Annotated in this window: 19 protein-coding genes; 1 reads left to right on the top strand and 18 read right to left on the bottom strand. The window is 70.5% G+C overall.

What is annotated here, in order from left to right:
• Positions 1–115: 115 nt before the first annotated feature.
• The 14 genes from nuoN to ACZ4EF_RS16600 are packed head-to-tail and all read right to left on the bottom strand — an operon-like array spanning position 116 to position 16384.
• Positions 116–1786, bottom strand: a complete 1671-nt coding sequence (nuoN, locus tag ACZ4EF_RS16665) for an NADH-quinone oxidoreductase subunit NuoN (protein ID WP_355340423.1) — start codon at positions 1784–1786, stop codon at positions 116–118.
• Positions 1783–3402 carry an NADH-quinone oxidoreductase subunit M gene (locus ACZ4EF_RS16660; RefSeq protein ID WP_355340426.1) on the bottom strand — a complete coding sequence of 540 codons (1620 nt, stop codon included), beginning with the start codon at positions 3400–3402 and terminating at the stop codon, positions 1783–1785. The genes nuoN and ACZ4EF_RS16660 overlap by 4 nt, the downstream gene beginning before the upstream one ends.
• 6 nt (positions 3403–3408) lie before the next feature.
• On the bottom strand, positions 3409–5313 hold the full coding sequence (gene nuoL, locus ACZ4EF_RS16655; protein ID WP_355340429.1) for an NADH-quinone oxidoreductase subunit L: 1905 nt from the start codon (positions 5311–5313) through the stop codon (positions 3409–3411).
• 13 nt (positions 5314–5326) lie between these two features.
• The gene (gene nuoK, locus ACZ4EF_RS16650; protein ID WP_355340432.1) at positions 5327–5626 is read right to left on the bottom strand and encodes an NADH-quinone oxidoreductase subunit NuoK; all 300 of its coding nucleotides are present in this window, start codon (positions 5624–5626) and stop codon (positions 5327–5329) included.
• The gene (locus tag ACZ4EF_RS16645; RefSeq protein ID WP_467505044.1) at positions 5623–6534 is read right to left on the bottom strand and encodes an NADH-quinone oxidoreductase subunit J; all 912 of its coding nucleotides are present in this window, start codon (positions 6532–6534) and stop codon (positions 5623–5625) included. Before ACZ4EF_RS16645 ends, nuoK begins: the two co-directional genes overlap by 4 nt.
• Positions 6531–7232: an NADH-quinone oxidoreductase subunit NuoI gene (gene nuoI / locus ACZ4EF_RS16640; protein WP_355340438.1), complete on the bottom strand. Its 702-nt coding sequence runs from the start codon at positions 7230–7232 to the stop codon at positions 6531–6533. Before nuoI ends, ACZ4EF_RS16645 begins: the two co-directional genes overlap by 4 nt.
• Positions 7225–8649 carry an NADH-quinone oxidoreductase subunit NuoH gene (nuoH, locus tag ACZ4EF_RS16635; protein ID WP_355340441.1) on the bottom strand — a complete coding sequence of 475 codons (1425 nt, stop codon included), beginning with the start codon at positions 8647–8649 and terminating at the stop codon, positions 7225–7227. Before nuoH ends, nuoI begins: the two co-directional genes overlap by 8 nt.
• On the bottom strand, positions 8646–11144 hold the full coding sequence (locus ACZ4EF_RS16630) for an NADH-quinone oxidoreductase subunit G (RefSeq protein ID WP_401309068.1): 2499 nt from the start codon (positions 11142–11144) through the stop codon (positions 8646–8648). The genes nuoH and ACZ4EF_RS16630 overlap by 4 nt, the downstream gene beginning before the upstream one ends.
• Positions 11141–12475, bottom strand: a complete 1335-nt coding sequence (nuoF, locus tag ACZ4EF_RS16625; RefSeq protein WP_355340447.1) for an NADH-quinone oxidoreductase subunit NuoF — start codon at positions 12473–12475, stop codon at positions 11141–11143. Before nuoF ends, ACZ4EF_RS16630 begins: the two co-directional genes overlap by 4 nt.
• Positions 12475–13362, bottom strand: coding sequence for an NADH-quinone oxidoreductase subunit NuoE (gene nuoE / locus ACZ4EF_RS16620; RefSeq protein ID WP_355340450.1), 888 nt, complete (start codon positions 13360–13362; stop codon positions 12475–12477). The genes nuoF and nuoE overlap by 1 nt, the downstream gene beginning before the upstream one ends.
• Positions 13359–14693, bottom strand: coding sequence for an NADH-quinone oxidoreductase subunit D (locus tag ACZ4EF_RS16615; RefSeq protein ID WP_355340453.1), 1335 nt, complete (start codon positions 14691–14693; stop codon positions 13359–13361). The genes nuoE and ACZ4EF_RS16615 overlap by 4 nt, the downstream gene beginning before the upstream one ends.
• Positions 14693–15418, bottom strand: a complete 726-nt coding sequence (locus ACZ4EF_RS16610) for an NADH-quinone oxidoreductase subunit C (RefSeq protein ID WP_467505041.1) — start codon at positions 15416–15418, stop codon at positions 14693–14695. The genes ACZ4EF_RS16615 and ACZ4EF_RS16610 overlap by 1 nt, the downstream gene beginning before the upstream one ends.
• Positions 15415–15969 (bottom strand): NuoB/complex I 20 kDa subunit family protein, encoded by a 555-nt coding sequence (locus tag ACZ4EF_RS16605; protein WP_355340459.1) that lies wholly within the window; start codon positions 15967–15969, stop codon positions 15415–15417. Before ACZ4EF_RS16605 ends, ACZ4EF_RS16610 begins: the two co-directional genes overlap by 4 nt.
• A 55-nt stretch (positions 15970–16024) precedes the next feature.
• Entirely contained in the window at positions 16025–16384 is a 360-nt protein-coding gene (locus tag ACZ4EF_RS16600) for an NADH-quinone oxidoreductase subunit A (protein ID WP_355340462.1), read from the bottom strand.
• 607 nt (positions 16385–16991) lie between these two features.
• On the opposite strand from ACZ4EF_RS16600, the gene ACZ4EF_RS16595 reads away from it, so the two are divergent.
• Positions 16992–17996 (top strand): C40 family peptidase, encoded by a 1005-nt coding sequence (locus ACZ4EF_RS16595; protein ID WP_467505038.1) that lies wholly within the window; start codon positions 16992–16994, stop codon positions 17994–17996.
• A gap of 189 nt (positions 17997–18185) precedes the next feature.
• Here the strand turns inward: ACZ4EF_RS16595 and ACZ4EF_RS16590 are convergent, their stop codons facing one another.
• The 4 genes from ACZ4EF_RS16590 to mqnC form a co-directional block, all read right to left on the bottom strand.
• Positions 18186–19472, bottom strand: a complete 1287-nt coding sequence (locus ACZ4EF_RS16590; RefSeq protein ID WP_355340468.1) for a geranylgeranyl reductase family protein — start codon at positions 19470–19472, stop codon at positions 18186–18188.
• Between the two features lie 179 nt (positions 19473–19651).
• A complete protein-coding gene (locus ACZ4EF_RS16585; protein WP_355340471.1) occupies positions 19652–20362 on the bottom strand; it encodes a demethylmenaquinone methyltransferase in 711 nt (236 codons plus the stop codon).
• 54 nt (positions 20363–20416) lie between these two features.
• Complete coding sequence (locus ACZ4EF_RS16580) at positions 20417–20917, bottom strand: imidazolonepropionase-like domain-containing protein (RefSeq protein WP_391050386.1); 501 nt, start codon at positions 20915–20917, stop codon at positions 20417–20419.
• Positions 20918–20970: 53 nt separating this feature from the next.
• Positions 20971–22164: a cyclic dehypoxanthinyl futalosine synthase gene (mqnC, locus tag ACZ4EF_RS16575; RefSeq protein ID WP_355340477.1), complete on the bottom strand. Its 1194-nt coding sequence runs from the start codon at positions 22162–22164 to the stop codon at positions 20971–20973.
• Between the last annotated feature and the right edge of the window lie 274 nt (positions 22165–22438).

The raw sequence follows: 22438 nt of genomic DNA, 5'->3' as shown, positions 1-22438 counted from the left end.
CCTCCCCCACCCCCCCCCCCCCTCGCCCCCCCCCCCCCCCCCCCCCCCCCCCCCCCCCCCCCCCCCCCCCCCCCGCCCCCCCCCCCCCCCCCCCCCGGCGGCGGCGAGGAGACGGTCAGCGGACGAACACGCCCGCCTTGTCGGCCAGATCCAGGAAGTACTGGGGGGCCAGGCCCAGCACGATCGTGACGGCCACTCCTATGGCGATGGCGGTGGACGTCAACGGGCTCGGCACCGCGACGGACGGACCGTCCGCCTTCGGCTCGCTGAAGAACATCAGCACGATCACGCGGATGTAGAAGAAGGCCGCGATGGCCGACGAGATGACACCGACGATGACCAGCGGCATCGCACCGCCCTGCGCCGCGGCCTTGAACACCGCGAACTTCCCCGCGAAACCGGACGTCAGCGGGATGCCCGCGAAGGCCAGCAGGAACACGGCGAAGACGGCCGCGACCAGCGGCGAGCGCCGCCCGAGACCGGCCCACCGCGACAGGTGCGTGGCCTCGCCGCCCGCGTCGCGCACCAAAGTGACGACGGCGAAGGCGCCGAGGGTCACGAAGGAGTACGCGGCGAGGTAGAACAGGACGGAGGAGACGCCCTCCTTGTCGGTGGCGATCACGCCCGCCAGGATGAACCCGGCGTGGGCGACCGAGGAGTAGGCCAGCAGCCGCTTCACATCGGTCTGGGTGACGGCGATGATCGCGCCCGCCAGCATCGTGAGGATGGCGACGCCCCACATGACGGGCCGCCAGTCCCAGCGCAGTCCGGGCAGGACGACGTACAGCAGCCGCAGCAGCGCGCCGAAGGCGGCGACCTTGGTGGCGGCGGCCATGAAGCCGGTGACCGGGGTCGGCGCGCCCTGGTAGACGTCCGGGGTCCACATGTGGAACGGGACGGCGCCGACCTTGAAGAGCAGGCCGACCGCGACCATCGCGAAGCCGATCAGGAGCAGCGCGTCGTTGCCGGTGCTGTTGGCGAGCGCCGGGGTCATCGGGGCGGTGCCGTCGATGACCGAGGCGATGCCGCCGTAGGTGACCGTGCCCGAGTAGCCGTAGAGCAGGGCGATCCCGAAGAGCAGGAAGGCCGAGGAGAAGGCGCCGAGCAGGAAGTACTTGACGGCGGCTTCCTGCGACAGCAGGCGGTTGCGGCGGGCCAGCGCGCACAGGATGTACAGCGGCAGCGAGAAGACCTCGAGGGCGACGAAGAGCGTCAGCAGGTCGTTCGCCGCCGGGAAGACCAGCATGCCGCCGACCGCGAAGAGCAGCAGCGGGAAGACCTCGGTGGTGGTGAAACCGGCCTTGACCGCGGCCTTCTCCTGCTCGCCGCCGGGGACGGCGGAGCCCTGGGCCGCGAAGGAGTCGACGTTGTTGCCGTGCGCCTTCGGGTCCAGGCGCCGTTCGGCGAAGGTGAAGACGGCCACGATCGCCACCAGCAGGATCGTGCCCTGGAGGAAGAGCGCGGGACCGTCCACGGCGACCGCGCCCATCGCGGCGACATGCGCCTTCGTGGTGCCGTACCCCTTCTCGGCGAGCGCGACCACGGCGGCGAAGGCCGCCGCGAGACCGACCACGGCGAGGACGAGCTGCGCGGTGTAACGGGAGCGGCGCGGCAGGAACGCCTCAAGGAGGATGCCCACCATCGCCACGCCGAAGACGATCAGCACCGGCGAGAGCTGGGCGTACTCGATGTCCGGCTTCGGGATCTTGTCGGCGACCGGAGCGGCCGTCGTCCACAAGCTGTGGACGGCGCCCACACCTACGGCTCCCTTGTCTGCTGCGCTCACTTCTTCGCCTCCAGCGCGGGCTTGGGATCGGTCTTGTGCACGTCGGAGAGCGTGTGCTTGACCGACGGGTTGAGGATGTCGGTCACCGGCTTCGGGTACACGCCCAGGAAGAGCAGCAGCGCGATCAGCGGTGCCACGACGACCAGTTCACGTACCTTCAGGTCGGACATGCCCTCGATCCCGGCCTTGACCGGGCCGGTCATCGTGCGCTGGTAGAGCACCAGCACGTACAGCGCGGCGAGCACGATGCCCAGCGTGGCGATGATGCCGAGCACCGGGTAGCGGCTGAACGTGCCGACCAGTACGAGGAATTCACTGACGAAGGGCGCCAGGCCCGGCAGCGACAAGGTGGCGAGGCCGCCGATCAGGAAGGTGCCCGCCAGTACCGGCGCCACCTTCTGCACACCGCCGAAGTCGGCGATGAGCCGCGAGCCGCGCCGGGTGATCAGGAAGCCCGCGACCAGCATCAGCGCGGCCGTCGAGATGCCGTGGTTGACCATGTACAGCGCGGCGCCGCTCTGCCCCTGGGTGGTCATCGCGAAGATGCCCAGGATGATGAAGCCGAAGTGCGAGATCGAGGCGTACGCGATCAGCCGCTTGATGTCCCGCTGGCCGACGGCGAGCAGCGCGCCGTAGATGATGCCGATCACGGCCAGGACCAGGATCACCGGGGTCGCCCACTTGGACGCCTCGGGGAAGAGCTGGAGGCAGTAGCGCAGCATCGCGAAGGTGCCGACCTTGTCGACGACCGCGGTGATCAGTACGGCGACCGGCGCGGTGGACTCGCCCATCGCGTTCGGCAGCCAGGTGTGCAGCGGCCACAGCGGCGCCTTCACCGCGAAGGCGAAGAAGAAGCCGAGGAACAGCCAGCGCTCGGTGGACGTCTCGATGTGCAGCTTCCCGGAACCGCGCGCGGCCAGGATCTCCTGGAGCGAGAAGGTGCCGGTGCCGAGCTGCTTGGCGGTGACCGCGTACAGGCCGATCACCGCGGCGAGCATGATCAGGCCGCCCGCCAGGTTGTACAGCAGGAACTTGACCGCCGCGTACGACCGCTGCCGTGCCGCCTCTTCCTCACCGGCCGCGTGCGCCCGGTCGCCGAAGCCGCCGATGAGGAAGTACATCGGGATGAGCATGGCTTCGAAGAAGATGTAGAAGAGGAAGACGTCGGTGGCCTCGAAGGAGAGCACCACCATGGCCTCGACCAGCAGGATCAGCGCGAAGAAGCCCTGCGTGGGACGCCACTTGAGGTGGGGGTTGCCCGCGGCGGAGCCGCTGGGAGCCGCGGTCTCCAGAGGCTCGGCGTCGTGCCAGCCGGCCAGCATCACGAAGGGGATCAGCAGCGCGGTCAGGGCGATCAGGGCGACGGCGATGCCGTCCACGCCCAGGTCGTAGCGGAGCCCGAAGTTCTTGATCCAGGCGTGCGACTCGGTGAGCTGATAGCGGTCGCCGCCCGGATCGAAGCGGACCAGCGCGGCGATGGCCAGACCGAGCGTGCCCAGCGAAAAGACCAGCGCCGTGTACTTGGCGGCGGTCCTCTTCGCCGCGGGCACGGCCGCGGTGACGACAGCGCCTACCGCGGGCAGCGCGGCGGTGACCGTGAGGAGGGGAAAGGACATGAGCTATCAGACCGCCCTCATGAGAAGAGTCGCGGCGACCAGCACCGCGGAGCCGCCGAGCATCGAGACGGCGTACGACCGTACGTAGCCGTTCTGGAGCTTGCGGAGGCGGCCGGAGAGGCCGCCGACCGAGGCGGCCGTGCCGTTGACGACGCCGTCGACCAGGGAGTGGTCGAGGTAGACCAGCGAGCGGGTGAGGTGCTCGCCGCCGCGGACGAGGACGACGTGGTTGAAGTCGTCCTGGAGCAGGTCGCGGCGGGCCGCCCGGGTCAGCAGCGAGCCGCGCGGCGCGACGGCGGGGACGGACCTGCGGCCGTACAGCATCCAGGCGATGCCGACGCCGATGACCAGCGCCACCATCGTGCCGCCGGTGACGGTGCCCGCGCTGATCGGCGAGTCGCCCTCGGCGTGCCCGGTGACCGGCTCCAGCCACTTCACGAAGGAGGAGTTGATGCTGAACAGCCCACCGGCCAGGACCGAGCCGAAGGCCAGGATGATCATCGGGATGGTCATCGACTTGGGCGACTCGTGCGGGTGCGGCTCGTGGCCCTCGGCGTCCGGCACCCAGCGCTTCTCGCCGAAGAAGGTCATCAGCATCACGCGCGTCATGTAGAAGGCCGTGATCGCGGCGCCCAGCAGGGCGCAGCAGCCGAGGATCCAGCCCTCGGCGCCGCCCTTGGCGAAGGCCGCCTCGATGATCTTGTCCTTGGAGAAGAAGCCGGACAGGCCGGGGAAGCCGATGATCGCCAGGTAGCCGAGACCGAAGGTGACGAAGGTGACCGGCATGTACGTGCGCAGGCCGCCGTAACGGCGCATGTCGACCTCGTCGTTCATGCCGTGCATGACCGAACCGGCGCCCAGGAACAGCCCGGCCTTGAAGAAGCCGTGCGTGACCAGGTGCATGATCGCGAAGACGTAGCCGATCGGGCCGAGCCCGGCCGCCATGATCATGTAGCCGATCTGCGACATCGTCGATCCGGCGAGCGCCTTCTTGATGTCGTCCTTCGCGCAACCGACGATCGCACCGAACAGCAGCGTGACCGCGCCGACGGTGACGACGGCGGTCTGCGCGTCGGGCGCCGCGTTGAAGATCGCGCCGGAGCGGGTGATCAGGTAGACGCCCGCGGTCACCATGGTCGCGGCGTGGATCAGGGCCGAGACCGGGGTCGGGCCCTCCATCGCGTCGCCGAGCCAGGACTGGAGCGGCACCTGGGCCGACTTGCCGCACGCGGCCAGCAGCAGCATGAAGCCGATGCCGGTGATCGTGGCGTGCTGCGTGGTCGAGGCGTCGGCGGCCCGCGGCAGGATGTCCGCGAAGGCGAACGAGCCGAAGGTGGTGAACATCAGCATGATGGCCACCGACAGGCCGATGTCGCCGACCCGGTTGACCAGGAACGCCTTCTTCGCCGCGGTCGCCGCGCTCGGCTTGTGCTGCCAGAAGCCGATCAGCAGGTACGAGGCGAGGCCGACGCCCTCCCAACCGGCGTACAGCAGGAAGTAGTTGTCGGCCAGCACCAGCAGCAGCATCGCCGCGAGGAACAGGTTGAGGTAGCCGAAGAAGCGGCGGCGGCGCTCGTCGTGCTCCATGTAGCCGATCGAGTAGATGTGGATCAGCGTGCCCACACCGGTGATCAGCAGCACGAACGTCATCGACAACTGGTCGAGCTGGAAGCCGACATCGGCGCGGAAACCGCCGACCGGCACCCAGGTGAACAGGTGCGAGTGCAGGCCACGCGCGTCGGCGTCCTTGCCCAGCATGTTGGCGAACAGCACCACGCCGAGCGCGAACGACGCCAGGGCGAGCAGCGTGCCGAGCAGGTGGCCGAAGCGGTCGAGCCGCCGGCCTCCGGTCAGCAGGATGCCCGCGCCCAGCAGCGGCGCCGCGACGAGCAGTCCGATCAGGTTCTCCACTGTCGCAGCCCCTCTACAGCTTCATGAGATTGGCGTCGTCGACCGAAGCCGAGTGGCGGGAGCGGAAGATCGACACGATGATCGCCAGGCCGACCACGACTTCCGCGGCGGCGACCACCATCGTGAAGAACGCGATCACCTGGCCGTCGAGGTTGCCGTGCAGCCGCGAGAAGGTGACGAACGCCAGATTGCAGGCGTTCAGCATCAGCTCGATGCACATGAAGACCACGATCGCGTTGCGCCGGATCAGTACGCCCGCCGCGCCGATGGTGAACAGCAGCGCCGACAGGTACAGGTAGTTGGCCGGATTCACTTGGCACCCTCCTCGGCCCGGTCGGAAGCCCGGTCGGCCTCGCGTACGGTCTCGCGCTCGGCCCGTTCGGCCTTGCGCTCCACCGCCGTACGCTCCGGCTCGCGCTCCAGGTACTCCTCGGTGCGCTGGTCCAGCTCGGCGAGCCGGTGCAGGGCGTCGGCGGACACGTCACGGATCTGGCCGCGGGCCCGCAGCGTGGCGCTGACCGACAGCTCCGAGATGGAACCGTCGGGCAGCAGCGCGGGGATGTCCACCGCGTTGTGCCGGGCGTAGGTGCCGGGCGCGGGCAGCGGGGTGACCTGTACGCCGCCGCGCACGCGCGCCTCGGACAGCTCGCGCTGGGTGCGCCGCTCCTCGGTGCGCTCGCGGTGCGTGAGCACCATCGCGCCGATGGCCGCGGTGATCAGCAGCGCGCCGGTGATCTCGAAGGACCACACGTACTTGGTGAAGATCAGCCGGGCCAGACCGGGCACGTTGCCCGCGGAGTTGGCCTGGCCGACACCGGCGAAGGTGTCGAGCGAGGCGTTGCCGATCCCGGCGATCAGCAGGATGCCGAAGCCGAGACCGCAGGCCGCGGCCATCCAGCGCTGGCCCTTGAGCGTCTCCTTCAGCGAGTCGGCGGCGGTGATGCCGACCAGCATGACGACGAAGAGGAAGAGCATCATGATCGCGCCGGTGTAGACGACGATCTGCACGACGCCCAGGAAGTACGCGCCCTGCGCCAGGTAGAAGATCGCGAGCACGATCATCGTCCCGGCCAGCGACAGCGCGCTGTGCACGGACTTCTTCATCAGGACGGTGCCGAGCGCGCCGAGCACGGCGACCGTGCCCAGAATCCAGAACTGGACGGCCTCGCCGGTGGAGGTCTGCGACGCGGCGGCGGCGAGCTGGGAGGTCGCGGCGATCATGCCTCGTCCCCCGTTCCCGCGGGCGTGCCGCCGCCGGGGGCGGGCGCGACCGCGGCGCCCTCGGCGTCGGTCCTGGTGAAGCCCGTCTCGGGGGCGTCGGGCGCGTCCGCCGCGGTGGCGCCGTCGGTCCGCACCGTCTCGTCCGGCTTCTCGCCCTTGGAGACCGCGACCTGCCGTACGGTGCCGGGCGCGGCCTCGGTGACCGCGCCGCGGTAGTAGTCGCCCTCGTCCATGCCGGGGAAGATCGAGTGCGGCGAGTCGACCATGCCCTCCTCGAGCCCGGACAGGAGCTGTTCCTTGGTGAAGATCAGCGACTCGCGGGTCCGGTCGGCCAGTTCGTACTCGTTGGTCATCGTCAGCGCGCGCGTCGGGCACGCCTCGATGCACAGGCCGCACAGGATGCAGCGGGCGTAGTTGATCTGGTAGACGCGGCCGTAGCGCTCACCGGGTGAGTAGCGCTCCTCCTCGGTGTTGTCCGCGCCCTCCACGTAGATGGCGTCCGCCGGGCAGGCCCACGCGCACAGCTCGCAGCCGACGCACTTCTCCAGGCCGTCCGGGTGCCGGTTGAGCTGGTGGCGGCCGTGGAAACGCGGGGCGGTGGGCTTCTTGTACTCGGGGTACTGCTCGGTCAGCCGCTTCTTGAACATGGCCTTGAAGGTCACGCCGAAGCCTGCGACCGGGCCGAGGAACTCAGGCATCGCCGTCCTCCTTCTTCTCCTGCTCGGGGGCATCCTGGACGTCCGGTTCCGCCGCGCCGGACACGCCGGACGCGCTGGCGGCACCCACGAGTTGGGGCTGTGCCGCCCGGCTGGGGCGCCGCGGCACCCGCTCCGCCTCCTGACCCGGCAGCGGCGGTACGGGATAGCCGCCCGCCATCGGGTCGAAGCGGTCCGGTGGCGCGAGCGCGCCGCCGCCGCGGACGGCGGCCTTCTTCTCCTCGCGGTCCCTGAAGACGTCCGCGATGAGCGAGATCAGCAGCAGCGCGATCACCACACCGCCGATGTACAGGACGATCTTCGTGAAGTCGTAGTCCTCGTTGCGCATCGCGCGGACCGCGGCGACCAGCATCAGCCAGACCATGGAGACCGGGATGAGGACCTTCCAGCCCAGCTTCATGAACTGGTCGTAGCGGACCCGGGGCAGGGTGCCGCGCAGCCAGATGAAGAAGAACAGCAGCAACTGGACCTTGACGATGAACCAGAGCATCGGCCACCAGCCGTGGTTCGCGCCGATCCAGACCGTGCTGATCGGCCAGGGGGCGCGCCAGCCGCCGAGGAAGAGCGTCGTCGCGACCGCGGAGACCGTCACCATGTTCACGTACTCGGCGAGCATGAACAGCGCGAACTTGATCGAGCTGTACTCGGTGTTGAAGCCGCCGACCAGGTCGCCCTCGGACTCCGGCATGTCGAACGGCGCGCGGTTGGTCTCGCCGACCATCGCGATGATGTAGATGATCAGCGAGACGGGCAGCAGGATCGCGTACCAGCGGTCGTGCTGCGCCTCGACGATCGTCGACGTCGACATGGAGCCGGAGTAGAGGAAGACCGCCGCGAAGGACAGGCCCATCGCGATCTCGTACGAGATCATCTGCGCGGACGCGCGCAGGCCGCCGAGCAGCGGGTACGTCGAGCCGGACGACCAGCCCGCCAGGACGATGCCGTAGATGCCGACCGACGCGGTGGCCAGGATGAACAGCAGGCCGATCGGGAGGTCGGTGAGCTGGAGCGCGGTGCGCTGGCCGAAGATCGACACCTCGTTGTCGGCCGGGCCGAAGGGGATCACCGCGAACGCCATGAAGGCCGGGATGGCCGCCACGACGGGCGCGAGGATGAACACCACCTTGTCGGCCCGCTTGACGACGATGTCCTCCTTCAGCATCAGCTTGATGCCGTCGGCGAGGGACTGGAGCATGCCCCAGGGGCCGTGCCGGTTCGGGCCGATGCGCAACTGCATCCACGCGACGACCTTGCGCTCCCACACGATGGCGACGAGCACGGTCAGCATCGCGAAGGCGAAGCAGAAGACCGCCTTGAGGATGATCAGCCACCAGATGTCGTTGCCGAACCAGGAGAGATTCTCCGTGGTGGCGGCGAGCTGGGTCAGTGGCGCGCTCATCGGGTGCCCTCCTCTTGCGTGACCGCGGCGGCGCCGCCGACGGAGACGACCTGGCCCGTACGGGCACCGGTGTCGGAGGCGACGCCGTTCCCCGCGGAGTTCAGCGGCAGCCACACCACCCGGTCGGGCATCGCGGTGACGACCAGCGGCAGCGTGACCGCGCCCGCGGGCCCGGTCACCGTCAGCGGGTCGCCGTCGGTGACACCGGCCTCGGCGGCGGTGGCGGCCGACAGCCGGGCGACGGCCGCGTGCCGGGTGCCGGCCAGCGCGTCGTCCCCGTCCTGGAGGCGGCCCTGGTCGAGCAGCAGCCGGTGGCCGGCCAGCAGCGCCTGGCCCGCCTCGGGGCGGGGCAGCGATCCGGCGGACTCCAGCGGCGAGCTGCCCCAGGGGCCGTCCCACCCGGCGAGCCGGTCGAGTTCGGAGCGCGCGCCCCGCACGTCGGCCAGGCCGAGCCGGACGTCGAGCGCGTCGGCCAGCATCGTCAGGACGCGGGCGTCCGGGAGCTGGTGCCGGTTGGTGGCCTGGTCGGGCTTGATGGCCGCGTCGAACATCCGGGCCCTGCCCTCCCAGTTGAGGAAGGTGCCGGTCTTCTCGGCGACCGCGGCGACCGGGAGGACGACGTCGGCGCGGTCGGTGACCTCGCTGGGCCGCTGCTCCAGGCTGACCAGGAAGCCGACCGCGTCCAGCGCCTCGCGGGCGCGGGCCGGGTCCGGCAGGTCCGCGACCTCGACGCCGCCGACGACCAGGGCCGCCAGCTCGCCCGCGGCGGCGGCCTCGACGATCTGGCCGGTGTCGCGGCCGAAGCGGTGCGGCAGCTCCGGCAGACCCCACACCGAGGCGACCTCGGCGCGGGCCCGCGGGTCGGTGACCGGACGGCCGCCGGGCAGCAGTCCGGGCAGCGCGCCCGCCTCGACGGCGCCGCGCTCACCGGCCCTGCGCGGAATCCACGCCAGCGCGGCGCCGGTGGCCGTGGCCAGCCGGACCACGGCGGTCAGCCCGCCGGGCACGGCGGCCAGCCGCTCGCCGACCAGGATGACGGCGCCCGCGGCGCGCAGCGCCTCGGCCGCGGCCTGCCCGGTCTCGTCCAGGCCGACACCGCCCGCGAGCGCGTCCAGCCACTCGGGTTCCGTGCCGGGGGCGGCGGGCAGCAGGACGCCGCCCGCCTTCTCCAGGCCGCGGGTGGCGTGCGTGGCCAGGGCGTACGTCTGCTGCTTGCGCTTGCGGTGCGCCTTGCGGAGCCGCAGGAAGACCCCGGGGGCCTCCTCCTCGGCCTCGAGTCCCGCCAGCAGTACGGCCGGTGCCTTCTCCAGCGCCGTGTACGTGATGCCGGTGCCCGACAGGTCGAGGCCGCGCCCGGCGACCGTGGCGGCCAGGAAGTCGGCCTCCTCGGCGGAGTGCGCGCGGGCCCTGAAGTCCACGTCGTTGGTGCCGAGCACGACGCGGGCGAACTTGGCGTACGCGTACGCGTCCTCGACGGTGACGCGTCCGCCGGGCAGCACCGCGGCGCGGCCGTGCGCCGCGCTGAGCCCGGCCGCGGCGGCGGCCAGCGCCTCGGGCCAGGACGCGGGGACGAGTTCGCCCTCGGCGTTGCGGACCAGGGGGTGGCTCAGCCGGTCGGGGCGCTGCGCGTAGCGGAAGCCGAAGCGGCCCTTGTCGCAGATCCACTCCTCGTTGACCTGCGGGTCGTCGGCCGCCAGCCGCCGCATGACCTTGCCGCGGCGGTGGTCGGTACGGGTCGCGCAGCCGCCCGCGCAGTGCTCGCACACCGACGGCGACGACACGAGGTCGAACGGCCGGGAGCGGAAGCGGTACGCGGCCGAGGTGAGCGCGCCGACCGGGCAGATCTGGATGGTGTTGCCGGAGAAGTACGACTCGAAGGGGTCGCCGACCCCGGTGCCGATCTGCTGGAGCGCGCCGCGTTCCAGCATCTCGATCATCGGGTCGCCCGCCACCTGGTTGCTGAACCGGGTGCAGCGCGCGCACAGCACGCACCGCTCGCGGTCCAGCAGCACCTGGGTGGAGATCGGCACCGGCTTCTCGTACGTCCGCTTCTTGCCCTCGAAGCGCGAGTCGGTGTCGCCGACCTGCATCGCCTGGTTCTGCAAGGGGCATTCGCCGCCCTTGTCGCAGACCGGGCAGTCCAGCGGGTGGTTGATCAGCAGCAGCTCCATCACGCCGCGCTGCGCCTTCTCGGCGACCGGCGACGAGAGCTGCGTCTTGACGACCATCCCGTCGGTACAGGTGATCGTGCAGGACGCGACCGGCTTGCGCTGGCCCTCGACCTCGACGATGCACTGGCGGCAGGCCCCGGCCGGGTCGAGCAGCGGGTGGTCGCAGAACCGGGGGATCTCGATGCCGAGCAGTTCCGCGGCCCGGATGACCAGCGTCCCCTTGGGGACGGACACCGCGATGCCGTCGATCTGCACGGAGATGAGATCTTCCGGCGGCACCGCCGCCTGACCCCCTCCGGAGGGTGCGTTGGTAGTGACGGTCACGCGTGGGCCTCCGTACGGGACTTGTCGGCCCAGGCGGTGGAGCGGGCCGGGTCGAAGGGGCAGCCCTTGCGCTCGATGTGCTCCTCGTACTCCGCGCGGAAGTGCTTCAGAGAGGAGAAGATCGGGGCGGCGGCGCCGTCGCCGAGCGCGCAGAAGGACTTGCCGTTGATGTTGTCGGCGATGTCGTTGAGCTTGTCCAGGTCCTCGGGCCGGCCCTTGCCCGCCTCGATGTCACGCAGCAACTGGACGAGCCAGTACGTGCCTTCGCGGCACGGCGTGCACTTTCCGCAGGACTCGTGGGCGTAGAACTCGGTCCAGCGGGTGACGGCCCGCACCACGCAGGTCGTCTCGTCGAAGCACTGGAGCGCCTTGGTGCCGAGCATCGATCCGGCGGCGCCGACGCCCTCGTAGTCCAGCGCGACGTCCAGGTGCTCGTCGGTGAACATCGGGGTCGAGGAGCCGCCGGGCGTCCAGAACTTGAGCCGGTGTCCCGGCCGCATGCCGCCGCCGAGGTCGAGGAGCTGCCGCAGCGTGATGCCGAGCGGCGCCTCGTACTGCCCGGGTTTGGCGACGTGCCCGGAGAGCGAGTACAGCGTGAAGCCGGGGGACTTCTCGCTGCCCATCGCCTTGAACCAGTCCTTGCCGCGCTGCATGATCGCGGGAACCGAGGCGATCGACTCCACGTTGTTCACCACGGTGGGACAGGCGTACAGGCCCTCCACTGCGGGGAAGGGCGGGCGGAGCCTGGGCTGGCCGCGACGGCCCTCCAGGGAGTCCAGCAGCGCCGTCTCCTCACCGCAGATGTACGCGCCCGCGCCGGCGTGGACGGTCAACTCCAGGTCGAATCCGCTGCCTTGGATGTCACGGCCGAGGTAACCGGCCGCGTACGCCTCGCGCACCGCCTCGTGCAGCCTGCGCAGGACGGGGACCGTCTCGCCGCGCAGGTAGATGAAGGCGTGGCTGGAGCGGATCGCGTAACACGCGATGATCATGCCCTCGATGAGGGAGTGCGGGTTCGCGAAGAGCAGCGGGATGTCCTTGCAGGTGCCCGGCTCCGACTCGTCCGCGTTGACCACGAGGTAGTGCGGCTTGCCGTCGCCCTGCGGGATGAACTGCCACTTCATGCCGGTCGGGAAGCCCGCGCCGCCACGGCCGCGCAGTCCCGAGTCCTTCACGTACGCGATCACGTCGTCCGGCGCCATCGCGAGCGCCTTGTCCAGGCCCTGGTAGCCGTCGTGCCTGCGGTAGGTGGCCAGGGTCCAGGACTCCGGCTCGTCCCAGAAGGCCGACAGCACGGGGGCGAGCAGCTTCTCCGCCGAGTCCACGGTCATCACTCGCCCTCCTCCTGCCTGGCGTTGTCGGCCACCGGGTCCGCGGCGTTGGCCGGGTCGGACTCGGCGGTCTTGTTGGGCGCGTCGTGCGAGCTGGCGTGCTGGGCGGGCGACGGGGTGTCCCGCGGCCCGGCCGGTGTGTCACGCGGCGAGTCGGCGCGCTGGGTGACGACCCGCGAGGGGGTCTCGCCCTTGTGCAGCCGCAGACCGGTGAGGGACGCGGGGCCCGCGCCGCCGCTGGCCTCGACCGCGCCGGGGCGCTCGTCGGGGAAACCGGCCAGGATGCGGGCGGTCTCCTTGTACGTGCACAGGGGCGCGCCGCGGGTCGGCCGGACCTCGCGTCCGGCGATCAGGTCGTCCACGAGCTGCTTGGCCGACTCGGGCGTCTGGTTGTCGAAGAACTCCCAGTTGATCATCACGACGGGCGCGAAGTCGCAGGCCGCGTTGCACTCGATGTGCTCCAGCGTGACCTTGCCGTCCTCGGTCGTCTCGTCGTTGCCGACGCCGAGGTGCTGCTTCAGCTCGTCGAAGATCGCGTCGCCGCCCATGACCGCGCACAGCGTGTTGGTGCACACGCCGACCTGGTAGTCGCCGGACGGCTTGCGCCGGTACATCGTGTAGAAGGTCGCCACCGCGGTGACCTCGGCGGTGGTCAGGTCGAGCACCTCGGCGCAGAACCGGATGCCGGTCCTGGTGACGTACCCCTCCTCGGACTGCACGAGGTGCAGCAGCGGCAGCAGGGCGCTGCGCGATCCGGGGTAGCGGGCGATCACTTCCTTGGCGTCGGCCTCCAGCCGGGCGCGCACATCGGCCGGGAAGTCCGGGGCGGGCATCTGCGGGATGCCCAGGGACACTCCCCCGGTGGCACCCATGGCCACGTCTGTCATCGGTCGACGCCTCCCATCACGGGGTCGATGGACGCCACCGCGACGATGACGTCGGCGACCTGGCCGCCCTCGCACATCGCCGCCATGGACTGGAGATTGGTGAAGGACGGGTCGCGGAAGTGCACCCGGAACGGGCGGGTGCCGCCGTCGCTGACCGCGTGCACCCCCAGCTCGCCCTTGGCCGACTCGATCGCCGCGTAGGACTGTCCTGCCGGGACCCGGAAGCCCTCGGTCACCAGCTTGAAGTGGTGGATCAGGGCCTCCATCGAGGTGCCCATGATCTTCTTGATGTGGTCGAGCGAGTTGCCGAGGCCGTCGGGGCCGAGCGCGAGCTGCGCGGGCCAGGCGATCTTCTTGTCCTCGACCATCACCGGGCCCGGCGCGAGCCGGTCGAGCACCTGCTCGACGATCCGCAGGCTCTGGTGCATCTCCTCCAGGCGGACCCGGAAGCGGCCGTAGGAGTCGCAGGTGTCGGCGGTCGGCACCTCGAAGTCGTAGTTCTCGTAACCGCAGTACGGGTCGGACTTGCGCAGGTCGTGCGGGAGTCCGGCGGCGCGCAGGATCGGTCCTGTGGCGCCGAGCGCCATGCACCCGGCGAGGTCCAGGTAACCGACGTCCACCATGCGGCCCTTGAAGATCGGGTTGCCGGTGGCGAGCTTGTCGTACTCGGGCAGATTCTTGCGGAACGTCTTCACGAACTCGCGGACGAGGTCGATCGCGCCGGGCGGCAGGTCCTGCGCGAGGCCGCCGACGCGGACGTACGCGTGGTTCATCCGCAGGCCGGTGATCAGCTCGAAGATGTCGAGGATGTACTCGCGGTCGCGGAACCCGTAGATCATGATCGTGGTCGCGCCCAGCTCCATGCCGCCGGTGGCGATGCAGACCAGGTGGGAGGCGATCCGGTTGAGCTCCATCATGAGCACGCGGATGTCGGTGGCGCGCTGCGGCACCTGCTCGGTGATGCCGAGCAGCTTCTCGACGGCCAGGCAGTACGCCGTCTCGTTGAACAGCGGCGTCAGGTAGTCCATGCGCGTCACGAAGGTGGACCCCTGGGTCCACGTCCGGAACTCCATGTTCTTCTCGATGCCGGTGTGCAGGTAGCCGATGCCCGACCTGGCCTCGGTGACCGTCTCGCCGTCGATCTCCAGCATCAGCCGGAGCACACCGTGGGTGGACGGGTGCTGCGGGCCCATGTTGACGATGATGCGCTCGTCGTCGGCCTTGCTGACGGTCTCGGCCAGCTCGTCCCAGTCACCGCCGGTGACGGTGAAGACCCGGCCTTCGGTGGTCTCCCGCTCGTCGGCCTGCTGCGGGGCGTGGTGAGTACTCATTAGCTGTACGACCTCCGCTGGTCGGGAGCCGGGATCTGGGCACCCTTGTACTCGACGGGGATGCCGCCGAGCGGGTAGTCCTTGCGCTGCGGGTGGCCGGGCCAGTCGTCCGGCATCATGATCCGGGTGAGCGCCGGGTGGCCGTCGAAGACGATGCCGAAGAAGTCGTACGTCTCGCGCTCGTGCCAGTCGTTGGTCGGGTAGACCGAGACCAGCGACGGGATGTGCGGGTCGGCGTCGGGGGCGCTGACCTCCAGGCGGATCAGCCGCGCGTGGGTGATCGAGCGCAGGTGGTAGACGGCGTGCAGCTCGCGGCCCTCGTCGCCGAGGTAGTGCACGCCGCTGACGCCGAGGCACAGCTCGAAGCGGAGCGCCGGGTCGTCGCGGAGCGTCCTGGCGACGGTGACCAGGTGTTCGCGGGCGATGTGGAAGGTCAGCTCGCCGCGGTCCACGACGGTCTTCTCGATCGCCTCGGCCGGGGGCAGGCCCTGCTCCTCCAACGCGCCTTCCAGCTCGTCGGCGATCTCGTCGAAGACGCCGTCGGCTCCGCCGTAGGGCCTGTTGCTCGCGCCGGGCAGCCGGACGGTACGGACCAGGCCGCCGTAACCGCTGGTGTCGCCGCCGTTGTTGGCACCGAACATGCCCTTGCGGACGCCGATGACCTCACCGGCGTCGGCGCGCTGTCCCGGCAGGTTCTCCGGGGTCTCGGGAGTGTTGCTGGTCACCGCAGCAGGCCCTTCATCTCGATCGTCGGGAGCGCCTTGCGGGCCGCTTCCTCCGCCTCGCGGGCCGCCTCTTCGCGGTTCACGCCGAGCTTGGAGTGCTGGATCTTCTCGTGCAGCTTGAGGATCGCGTCCAGCAGCATCTCGGGGCGCGGCGGGCAGCCGGGCAGGTAGATGTCGACCGGCACGACGTGGTCGACGCCCTGCACGATCGCGTAGTTGTTGAACATCCCGCCGCTGGAGGCGCAGACACCCATCGAGATGACCCACTTGGGGTTCGGCATCTGGTCGTAGACCTGGCGCAGCACCGGGGCCATCTTCTGGCTCACCCGGCCGGCCACGATCATCAGGTCGGCCTGGCGCGGCGAGCCGCGGAAGACCTCCATGCCGAACCTGGCCATGTCGTAGCGCCCGGCGCCCGCGGTCATCATCTCGATGGCGCAGCAGGCCAGGCCGAAGGTGGCCGGGAAGACCGACGCCTTACGTACCCAGCCCGCGGCGGTCTCCACGGTCGTGAGCAGGAATCCGCTCGGCAGTTTCTCTTCGATACCCATGCGTTGGCTCCTGGTCCCCTTCTGTCCCCTGGTCCCCTGGTCCTCTCGGCGTTCCCTAGTCCCACTCCAGGCCGCCGCGCCGCCACACGTACGCGTAGGCGACGAAGACGGTGAGCACGAAGAGGAGCATCTCCACCAGGCCGAACATCCCCAGCCGGTCGAAGGTGACGGCCCAGGGATAGAGGAAGACGATCTCGATGTCGAAGACGATGAAGAGCATCGCCGTCAGGTAGTACTTGATCGGGAAGCGTCCCCCGCCGACCGGCTGCGGGGTGGGCTCGATGCCGCACTCATACGCTTCCAGTTTGGCCCTGTTGTACCGTTTTGGCCCGATGATCGAGGCCATGAAAACGGAGAAGATCGCGAAGCCGGCCGCAAGGCCTCCCAGCACGAGGATGGGCGCGTAGGCATTCACCGTCCCCCGCTCCTTCCTTTTCAGTCGCCAGTGACTGCGTGGGTGTCCCCCCGCCGAGGTGGGCGGAGGAGCCGGCCCTTGCCCGTGGTCCGCGTCACCGAAACGACGAAGATCGCTTCTATGTGAGGCAGTTCACAAGCCTGAGCCGCCTGCATCCTATGCCTGCCGGTCTGTGATCTGCGACACGGGGTACGCCAAGACCTTTGTGATCTCCACCACCTGACGAACGATCATGAAGTCGGATGAGCGGTGATCATGGTGCGGAACGGCCGCAAAGGATCACTTCACGTCACAAGCGGAAGCGTTGTCGCTGGTCAGAGCGGTGCGCGCATTATCAAGGCGCGCTCGGCAGAGGCAAATTGGCGCTGGACGACTCCACGTGATAGCGCGCGGCGGTCGAGCGGCGACGACCCCGGAGCCCGGCATTCACACGTGATTCACCCGCGTGAAAGCGCGCACGAGCGCATAGGTGACCGCTTATCCGAAACCGGGCGAAAGTGCTCGCGCACCAAGATCACAAACGGGGCATTTGAGCCGTGAGCACGTCAACTGTGTCGCATCCCACCTTTGTTGAACGGAACCAAGCATTCCTGATAGCCAGGACCGCATGTCCCCGAACCAGATACGGACCTCCGCGTCCGACCGGACCTCCGCGTCCGGCTCGCATCCGACCGAATCGCATACCGGCCGCCGACGGCACGCCGCCCCCGGCCGTCCCAACTGGGTACGCAGGGCAGGACTCGTCGGCGGCGTCGTCAGCGCGATCGCTCTCGGCGGCTCCGCCGCCCCGGCTCTGGCCGACAACACCGACTCCACCCCCGCGCACGGCACTCCGGCCCTCACGCCGTCCGATCTCGCGAACGCCGCCGAGGCGGCCGCCCAGGCGTCCACGCTGACCACCGAGGTGACCGCGGCGCAGGCCGCGCAGGCGATCGACCAGGCCGCCATCGCGATGCAGCTCCAGGCCGCCAAGGACGCCTCCGTGGCCGAGGCCGCCAAGGAGGCCGCCGCCACGAAGAAGAGCGCCGACGCCAAGGCCGCCGCGAAGACGAAGGCCGAGGCCGAGGCGAAGGCCGCCGAGGCCGCCAAGGAGCGCGCCGCCACCCAGGCCGCCTCCCGCTCGGCCGAGCGCACCGCGTTGGCCACACCGACCGCGTCGGCCAACTCGTCCGGTTCTTCTGATTCTTCTGGTTCGTCCGGTTCATCCGACTCCGGTACGACCACCTCGACGGCCAGCCCGTCCGCCACCACGGCGACCGGCAGCGTCGCGAAGCTGATCAGCTTCCTGAAGTCGCAGATCGGCAAGCCGTACGTGTACGGCGCCGCCGGTCCCGACTCGTACGACTGCTCCGGCCTCACCCAGGTCGCCTACGCCACCGTCGGCGTCGACCTGCCGCGCACCTCCCAGGAGCAGTCCAACGTCGGCACCCCCGTCTCGGTCAGCAATGTGCAGGCCGGCGACATCATCTTCTGGGGCGGCCAGGGCAGCGCCTACCACGTCGGCGTCTACATCGGCGACGGCCAGTACCTGGACGCGGCCAACCCCTCGACCCCCGTGGCCATTCACCAGATGGCCGACTACATGCCGGACTGGGCGGTTCGGGTCCTCTGACCCGTTTCCCCCTTTTCGTACGCTTGGCACCATAAGACCGCCGTGACCCCCTCGCCGGGACGTCACGGCGGTCCGCTGCCCGTTATGCGCCGATGCGCGGGCGGGGAAGGGTCGGGGGTATGACGGACGCAGACACCCGCACGCCGGACGGTCGGACGTACCGGCGGGCGGGTCAGGACGCGGAGAGCGTCACGCGCTCGGCGTGATCTTGGTCAGGCCGTTGATCACGCGGTCCATCGCGTCACCGCCGGTCGGGTCGGTGAGGTTGGCGAGCAGCTTGAGGCAGAAGCGCATCAGCATCGGGTGGGTGAGACCGCGCTGCGTGGCGATCTGGAGCACCTTCGGGTTGCCGATGAGCTTCACGAAGGCGCGGCCCAGCGTGTAGTAACCGCCGTAGGTGTCCTGGAGGATGCGCGGGTAGTTCTGGAGCGCCAGCTCGCGCTGGGCGGAGGTGGCACGGGCGTGCGCCTGGGTGATGACGTCGGCGGCGATCTGGCCGGACTCCATCGCGTAGGCGATGCCCTCGCCGTTGAACGGGTTGACCAGGCCGCCCGCGTCGCCCACCAGGACCAGGCCCTTGGTGTAGTGCGGCTTGCGGTTGAAGGCCATCGGGAGCGCGGCGCCGCGGATCGGCTGCGTCATGTTGTCCGGGGTGTAGCCCCACTCCTCCGGCATCGAGGCGCACCACGCCTTGAGCACCTCGCGCCAGTCCAGCTCGCGGTACGCGGAGGAGGAGTTGAGGATGCCGAGACCGACGTTCGACGTGCCGTCACCGAGGCCGAACACCCAGCCGTAACCGGGCAGTTGCCGGTCCTGCGGCCCGCGCCGGTCCCACAGTTCGAGCCACGACTCCAGGTAGTCGTCCTCGTGCCGCGGCGAGGTGAAGTACGTGCGGACCGCGACGCCCATCGGCCGGTCCTCGCGGCGGTGCAGGCCCATCGCCAGGGACAGCCGGGTGGAGTTGCCGTCCGCGGCGACCACCAGCGGCGCGTGGAAGGTCACCGGCCGCTTCTCCTCGCCGAGTTTGGCCTCGACGCCGGTGATCCGCCCGGTGCGCGCGTCGGTGATCGGGGCGCCGACGTTGCACCGCTCGTACAGCGTCGCGCCCGCCTTCACCGCCTGCTGGGCGAGGATGTCGTCGAAGTCGTCGCGCTTGCGGACCAGTCCGTAGTTCGGGTACGCGGCCAGCTCGGGCCAGTCCATCTGGAGACGCACGCCGCCGCTGATGATGCGCAGGCCCTTGTTGCGCAGCCAGCCCGCCTCCTGCGAGATGTCGATTCCCATCGACACGAGCTGCTTGGTGGCGCGCGGGGTCAGGCCGTCGCCGCACACCTTCTCGCGCGGGAACGCGGTCTTCTCCAGCAGCAGGACGTTCAGTCCCGACTTGGCCAGGTAGTACGCGGTCGTCGAACCGGCGGGCCCGGCGCCGACGACGATCACATCGGCGCTGCGCTCGGACAGGGCGGTGTCGGTCACGGTGGGCTCTCCCGTTTCGGCGAGTGTCGGTGTCGGCGACGGTCGTTATCGGCCGGGCGCTGCTCGGCCGAGAGCTGCCCGGCCGGTACCGAGTCTATGAGGCCCGGCGACGGGACACAGCGGGGCCCGCCTGAACCGCGGTTCGCGGCAGCGCGGCGCGTTGACGCGAGCGCGCGGTCCTACGCGGAGGGAGCCGTGGACGGAGCCGTCGCCCGGTGCAGGGCGACGATGCCCCCGGTGAGATTGCGCCAGGCCACCGCGTTCCAACCGGCCTCCTGGAGCCGGGTGGCGAGCCCCTTCTGGTCGGGCCAGGCGCGGATGGACTCGGCGAGGTAGACGTACGCGTCGGGATTGCTGCTGACGGCCGTCGCGACCGGCGGCAGCGCCCGCATCAGGTACTCGGTGTAGACGGTCCTGAACGGCCGGTACGTGGGGTGGCTGAACTCACAGATGACCAGCCGTCCCCCGGGCTTGGCCACCCGCCGCATCTCGCGCAGCGCGGCGGCGGTGTCGTGGACGTTGCGCAGCGCGAAGGAGATGGTGACCGCGTCGAAGACGCCGTCCGCGAACGGCAGCCGGGTCGCGTCCCCCGCCGTCAGCGCCAGCTCCGGGTGCCGCTTCTTGCCCTCGCGCAGCATCCCGATCGAGAAGTCGCACGGCACGACGTCGGCTCCAGCGGCGGCGAAGCGCAGCGAGGACGTGCCCGTCCCCGCCCCCAGGTCCAGCACCCGCTCGCCCGGCCCCACCTCCAGGGCCTGCGCGACGGCCTTCCGCCACAGCCGCGTCTGGCCGAGCGACAGCACGTCGTTCGTCACGTCGTACTTGGCCGCCACGTCATCGAACATGGCGGCGACTTCGTGCGGTTGCTTGTCCAGCGATGCTCGCGTCACGCCCCCACCCTATTCGCATCGCGCGCCGCCAAGGCCGCTGCCCCGTCGGGGGACCTACGCGCGGCGGTGGACGAGGCGGCCGGCCAGGACGGTGGCGACGCAGGAGCCGTCGGTGGCGAGGACGGCGAGGTCGGCCCGGCCGCCGGGGGCGAGGCCGGGCGAGGTGGTGCCGGGCCAGAGCCGGAGCAGGCCGGTGTGGTCGACGGCGGAGCGGACGGCGGCGTCGGTGAGGTCGTCCACCACCCCGGTCACCCCCCGGGAGAGGAGCTCGTGGATGCCGCGCCGCACCGACTCGGCACGGTCGTGCGGCCGGTCGGGGTCCTGCGGGTCCTCGTGGTAGGTCTCTTCGAGGAAGACGCGCACGCCGTCGGCGACGAGTCCGGGGCCGATGGTGCCGCGCCAGCGCCGTACCCGGGCGTCCGGGTGCGCGGCGGCGACCTCGTCCATCGGCCCGACGGCGACGACCCGGCCGCCGTCGACGAGGACGGCGCCGTCCGGGACGGCCTCGCCGCCCGCGGTGAGCCGGAGCAGCGGGGCGACGTGAAGGGTCAGCATGGGTCCATGATCCAGCACGCCGGGCCTCCGGGGGCAGGCCGCCCCCGGTCGCCTCAGCGCGAGGCGTCCAGCAGCTTCAGCTCCGGGTGCGCCGTACCGCCCTCGATCGCCGTGGACGACAGGTGCGAGACGACGTGGTCGTTGACCGGGTCGTTCGCCGGGTCGTCGTGGATGACCAGGTGCTCGTACGTGGTGGCGCGCTGCGCCGGGACGCGGCCCGCGGACCGGATGAGGTGGATCAGCTCCATCCGGTTGGAGCGGTGCTTGGCGCCGGCCGACGACACCACGTTCTCCTCCAGCATCACCGAGCCGAGGTCGTCGGCGCCGTAGTGCAGCGAGAGCTGGCCGACCTCCTTGCCGGTGGTGAGCCAGGACCCCTGGATGTGCGCCACGTTGTCGAGGAAGAGCCGCGCGATGGCGATCATCCGCAGGTACTCGAAGAGGGTCGCCTGCGTCTGCCCCTTCAGGTGGTTGTTCTCCGGCTGGTAGGTGTACGGGATGAAGGCCCGGAAGCCGCCGGTACGGTCCTGCACGTCGCGGATCATCCGCAGGTGCTCGATCCGCTCGGCGTTGGTCTCACCGGTGCCCATCAGCATGGTGGAGGTGGACTCGACGCCCAGGTTGTGGGCGGTCTCCATGATCTCCAGCCAGCGCTCGCCGGACTCCTTCAGCGGCGCGATGGCCTTGCGCGGCCGGGCGGGCAGCAGCTCGGCCCCGGCGCCCGCGAAGGAGTCCAGGCCCGCCGCGTGGATCCGGCGGATCGCCTCCTCGGCGCTGACCCCGGAGATCCTCGCCATGTGCTCGACCTCGGACGCGCCGAGGGAGTGGATGACGAGCTGCGGGTACGCGGCCTTGATCGCGGAGAAGTGCTCCTCGTAGTACTCGACCCCGTAGTCCGGGTGGTGGCCGCCCTGGAACATGATCTGGGTGCCGCCCAGCTCCACGGTCTCCGCGCAGCGCCGCAGGATGTCGTCGAGCCCGCGCGACCAGCCCTTGTCGGTGTCCTTGGGGGCCGCGTAGAAGGCGCAGAACTTGCACGCCGTCACGCAGACGTTCGTGTAGTTGATGTTCCGCTCGATGATGTACGTCGCGATGTGCTCGGTGCCCGCGTACCGGCGGCGGCGTACGGCGTCGGCGGCCGAGCCCAGCGCGTGCAGGGGTGCCGACCGGTAGAGGTCCAGCGCCTCCTCCGGCGTGATCCGGCCACCGGCGGCGGCACGGTCGAGGACGGCTGCGGTATCGCTCACCGGGAGGTCCTTTCGGAGGAGTGCGGACGTGGAGTGCGGACGGACCAGCCCAGCGTACGCCAGCGTCCCGGACGACCCACGGCCCCCACGGACGGGTGTGCCGGACGTACGGGGGTGCCGGACGCGCGGGGCTGCCGAACGTACGGGTGCGCCGGACGCGCGTGTGGGCCGGACGCGGGGGGGGGGGGGGGGGGGGGGGGGGGGGGGGGGGGGGGGGGGGAGGGGGGGGGGGGGGGGGGGGGGGCGGGGGGGGGGGGGGGGGGGGCGGGGGGGC

It is taken from the genome of Streptomyces sp. NPDC025721 (genome assembly GCF_055558595.1).
Note: the sequence above shows the minus strand (reverse complement) of the source record. Positions and strands in the feature narration are given on the sequence as shown.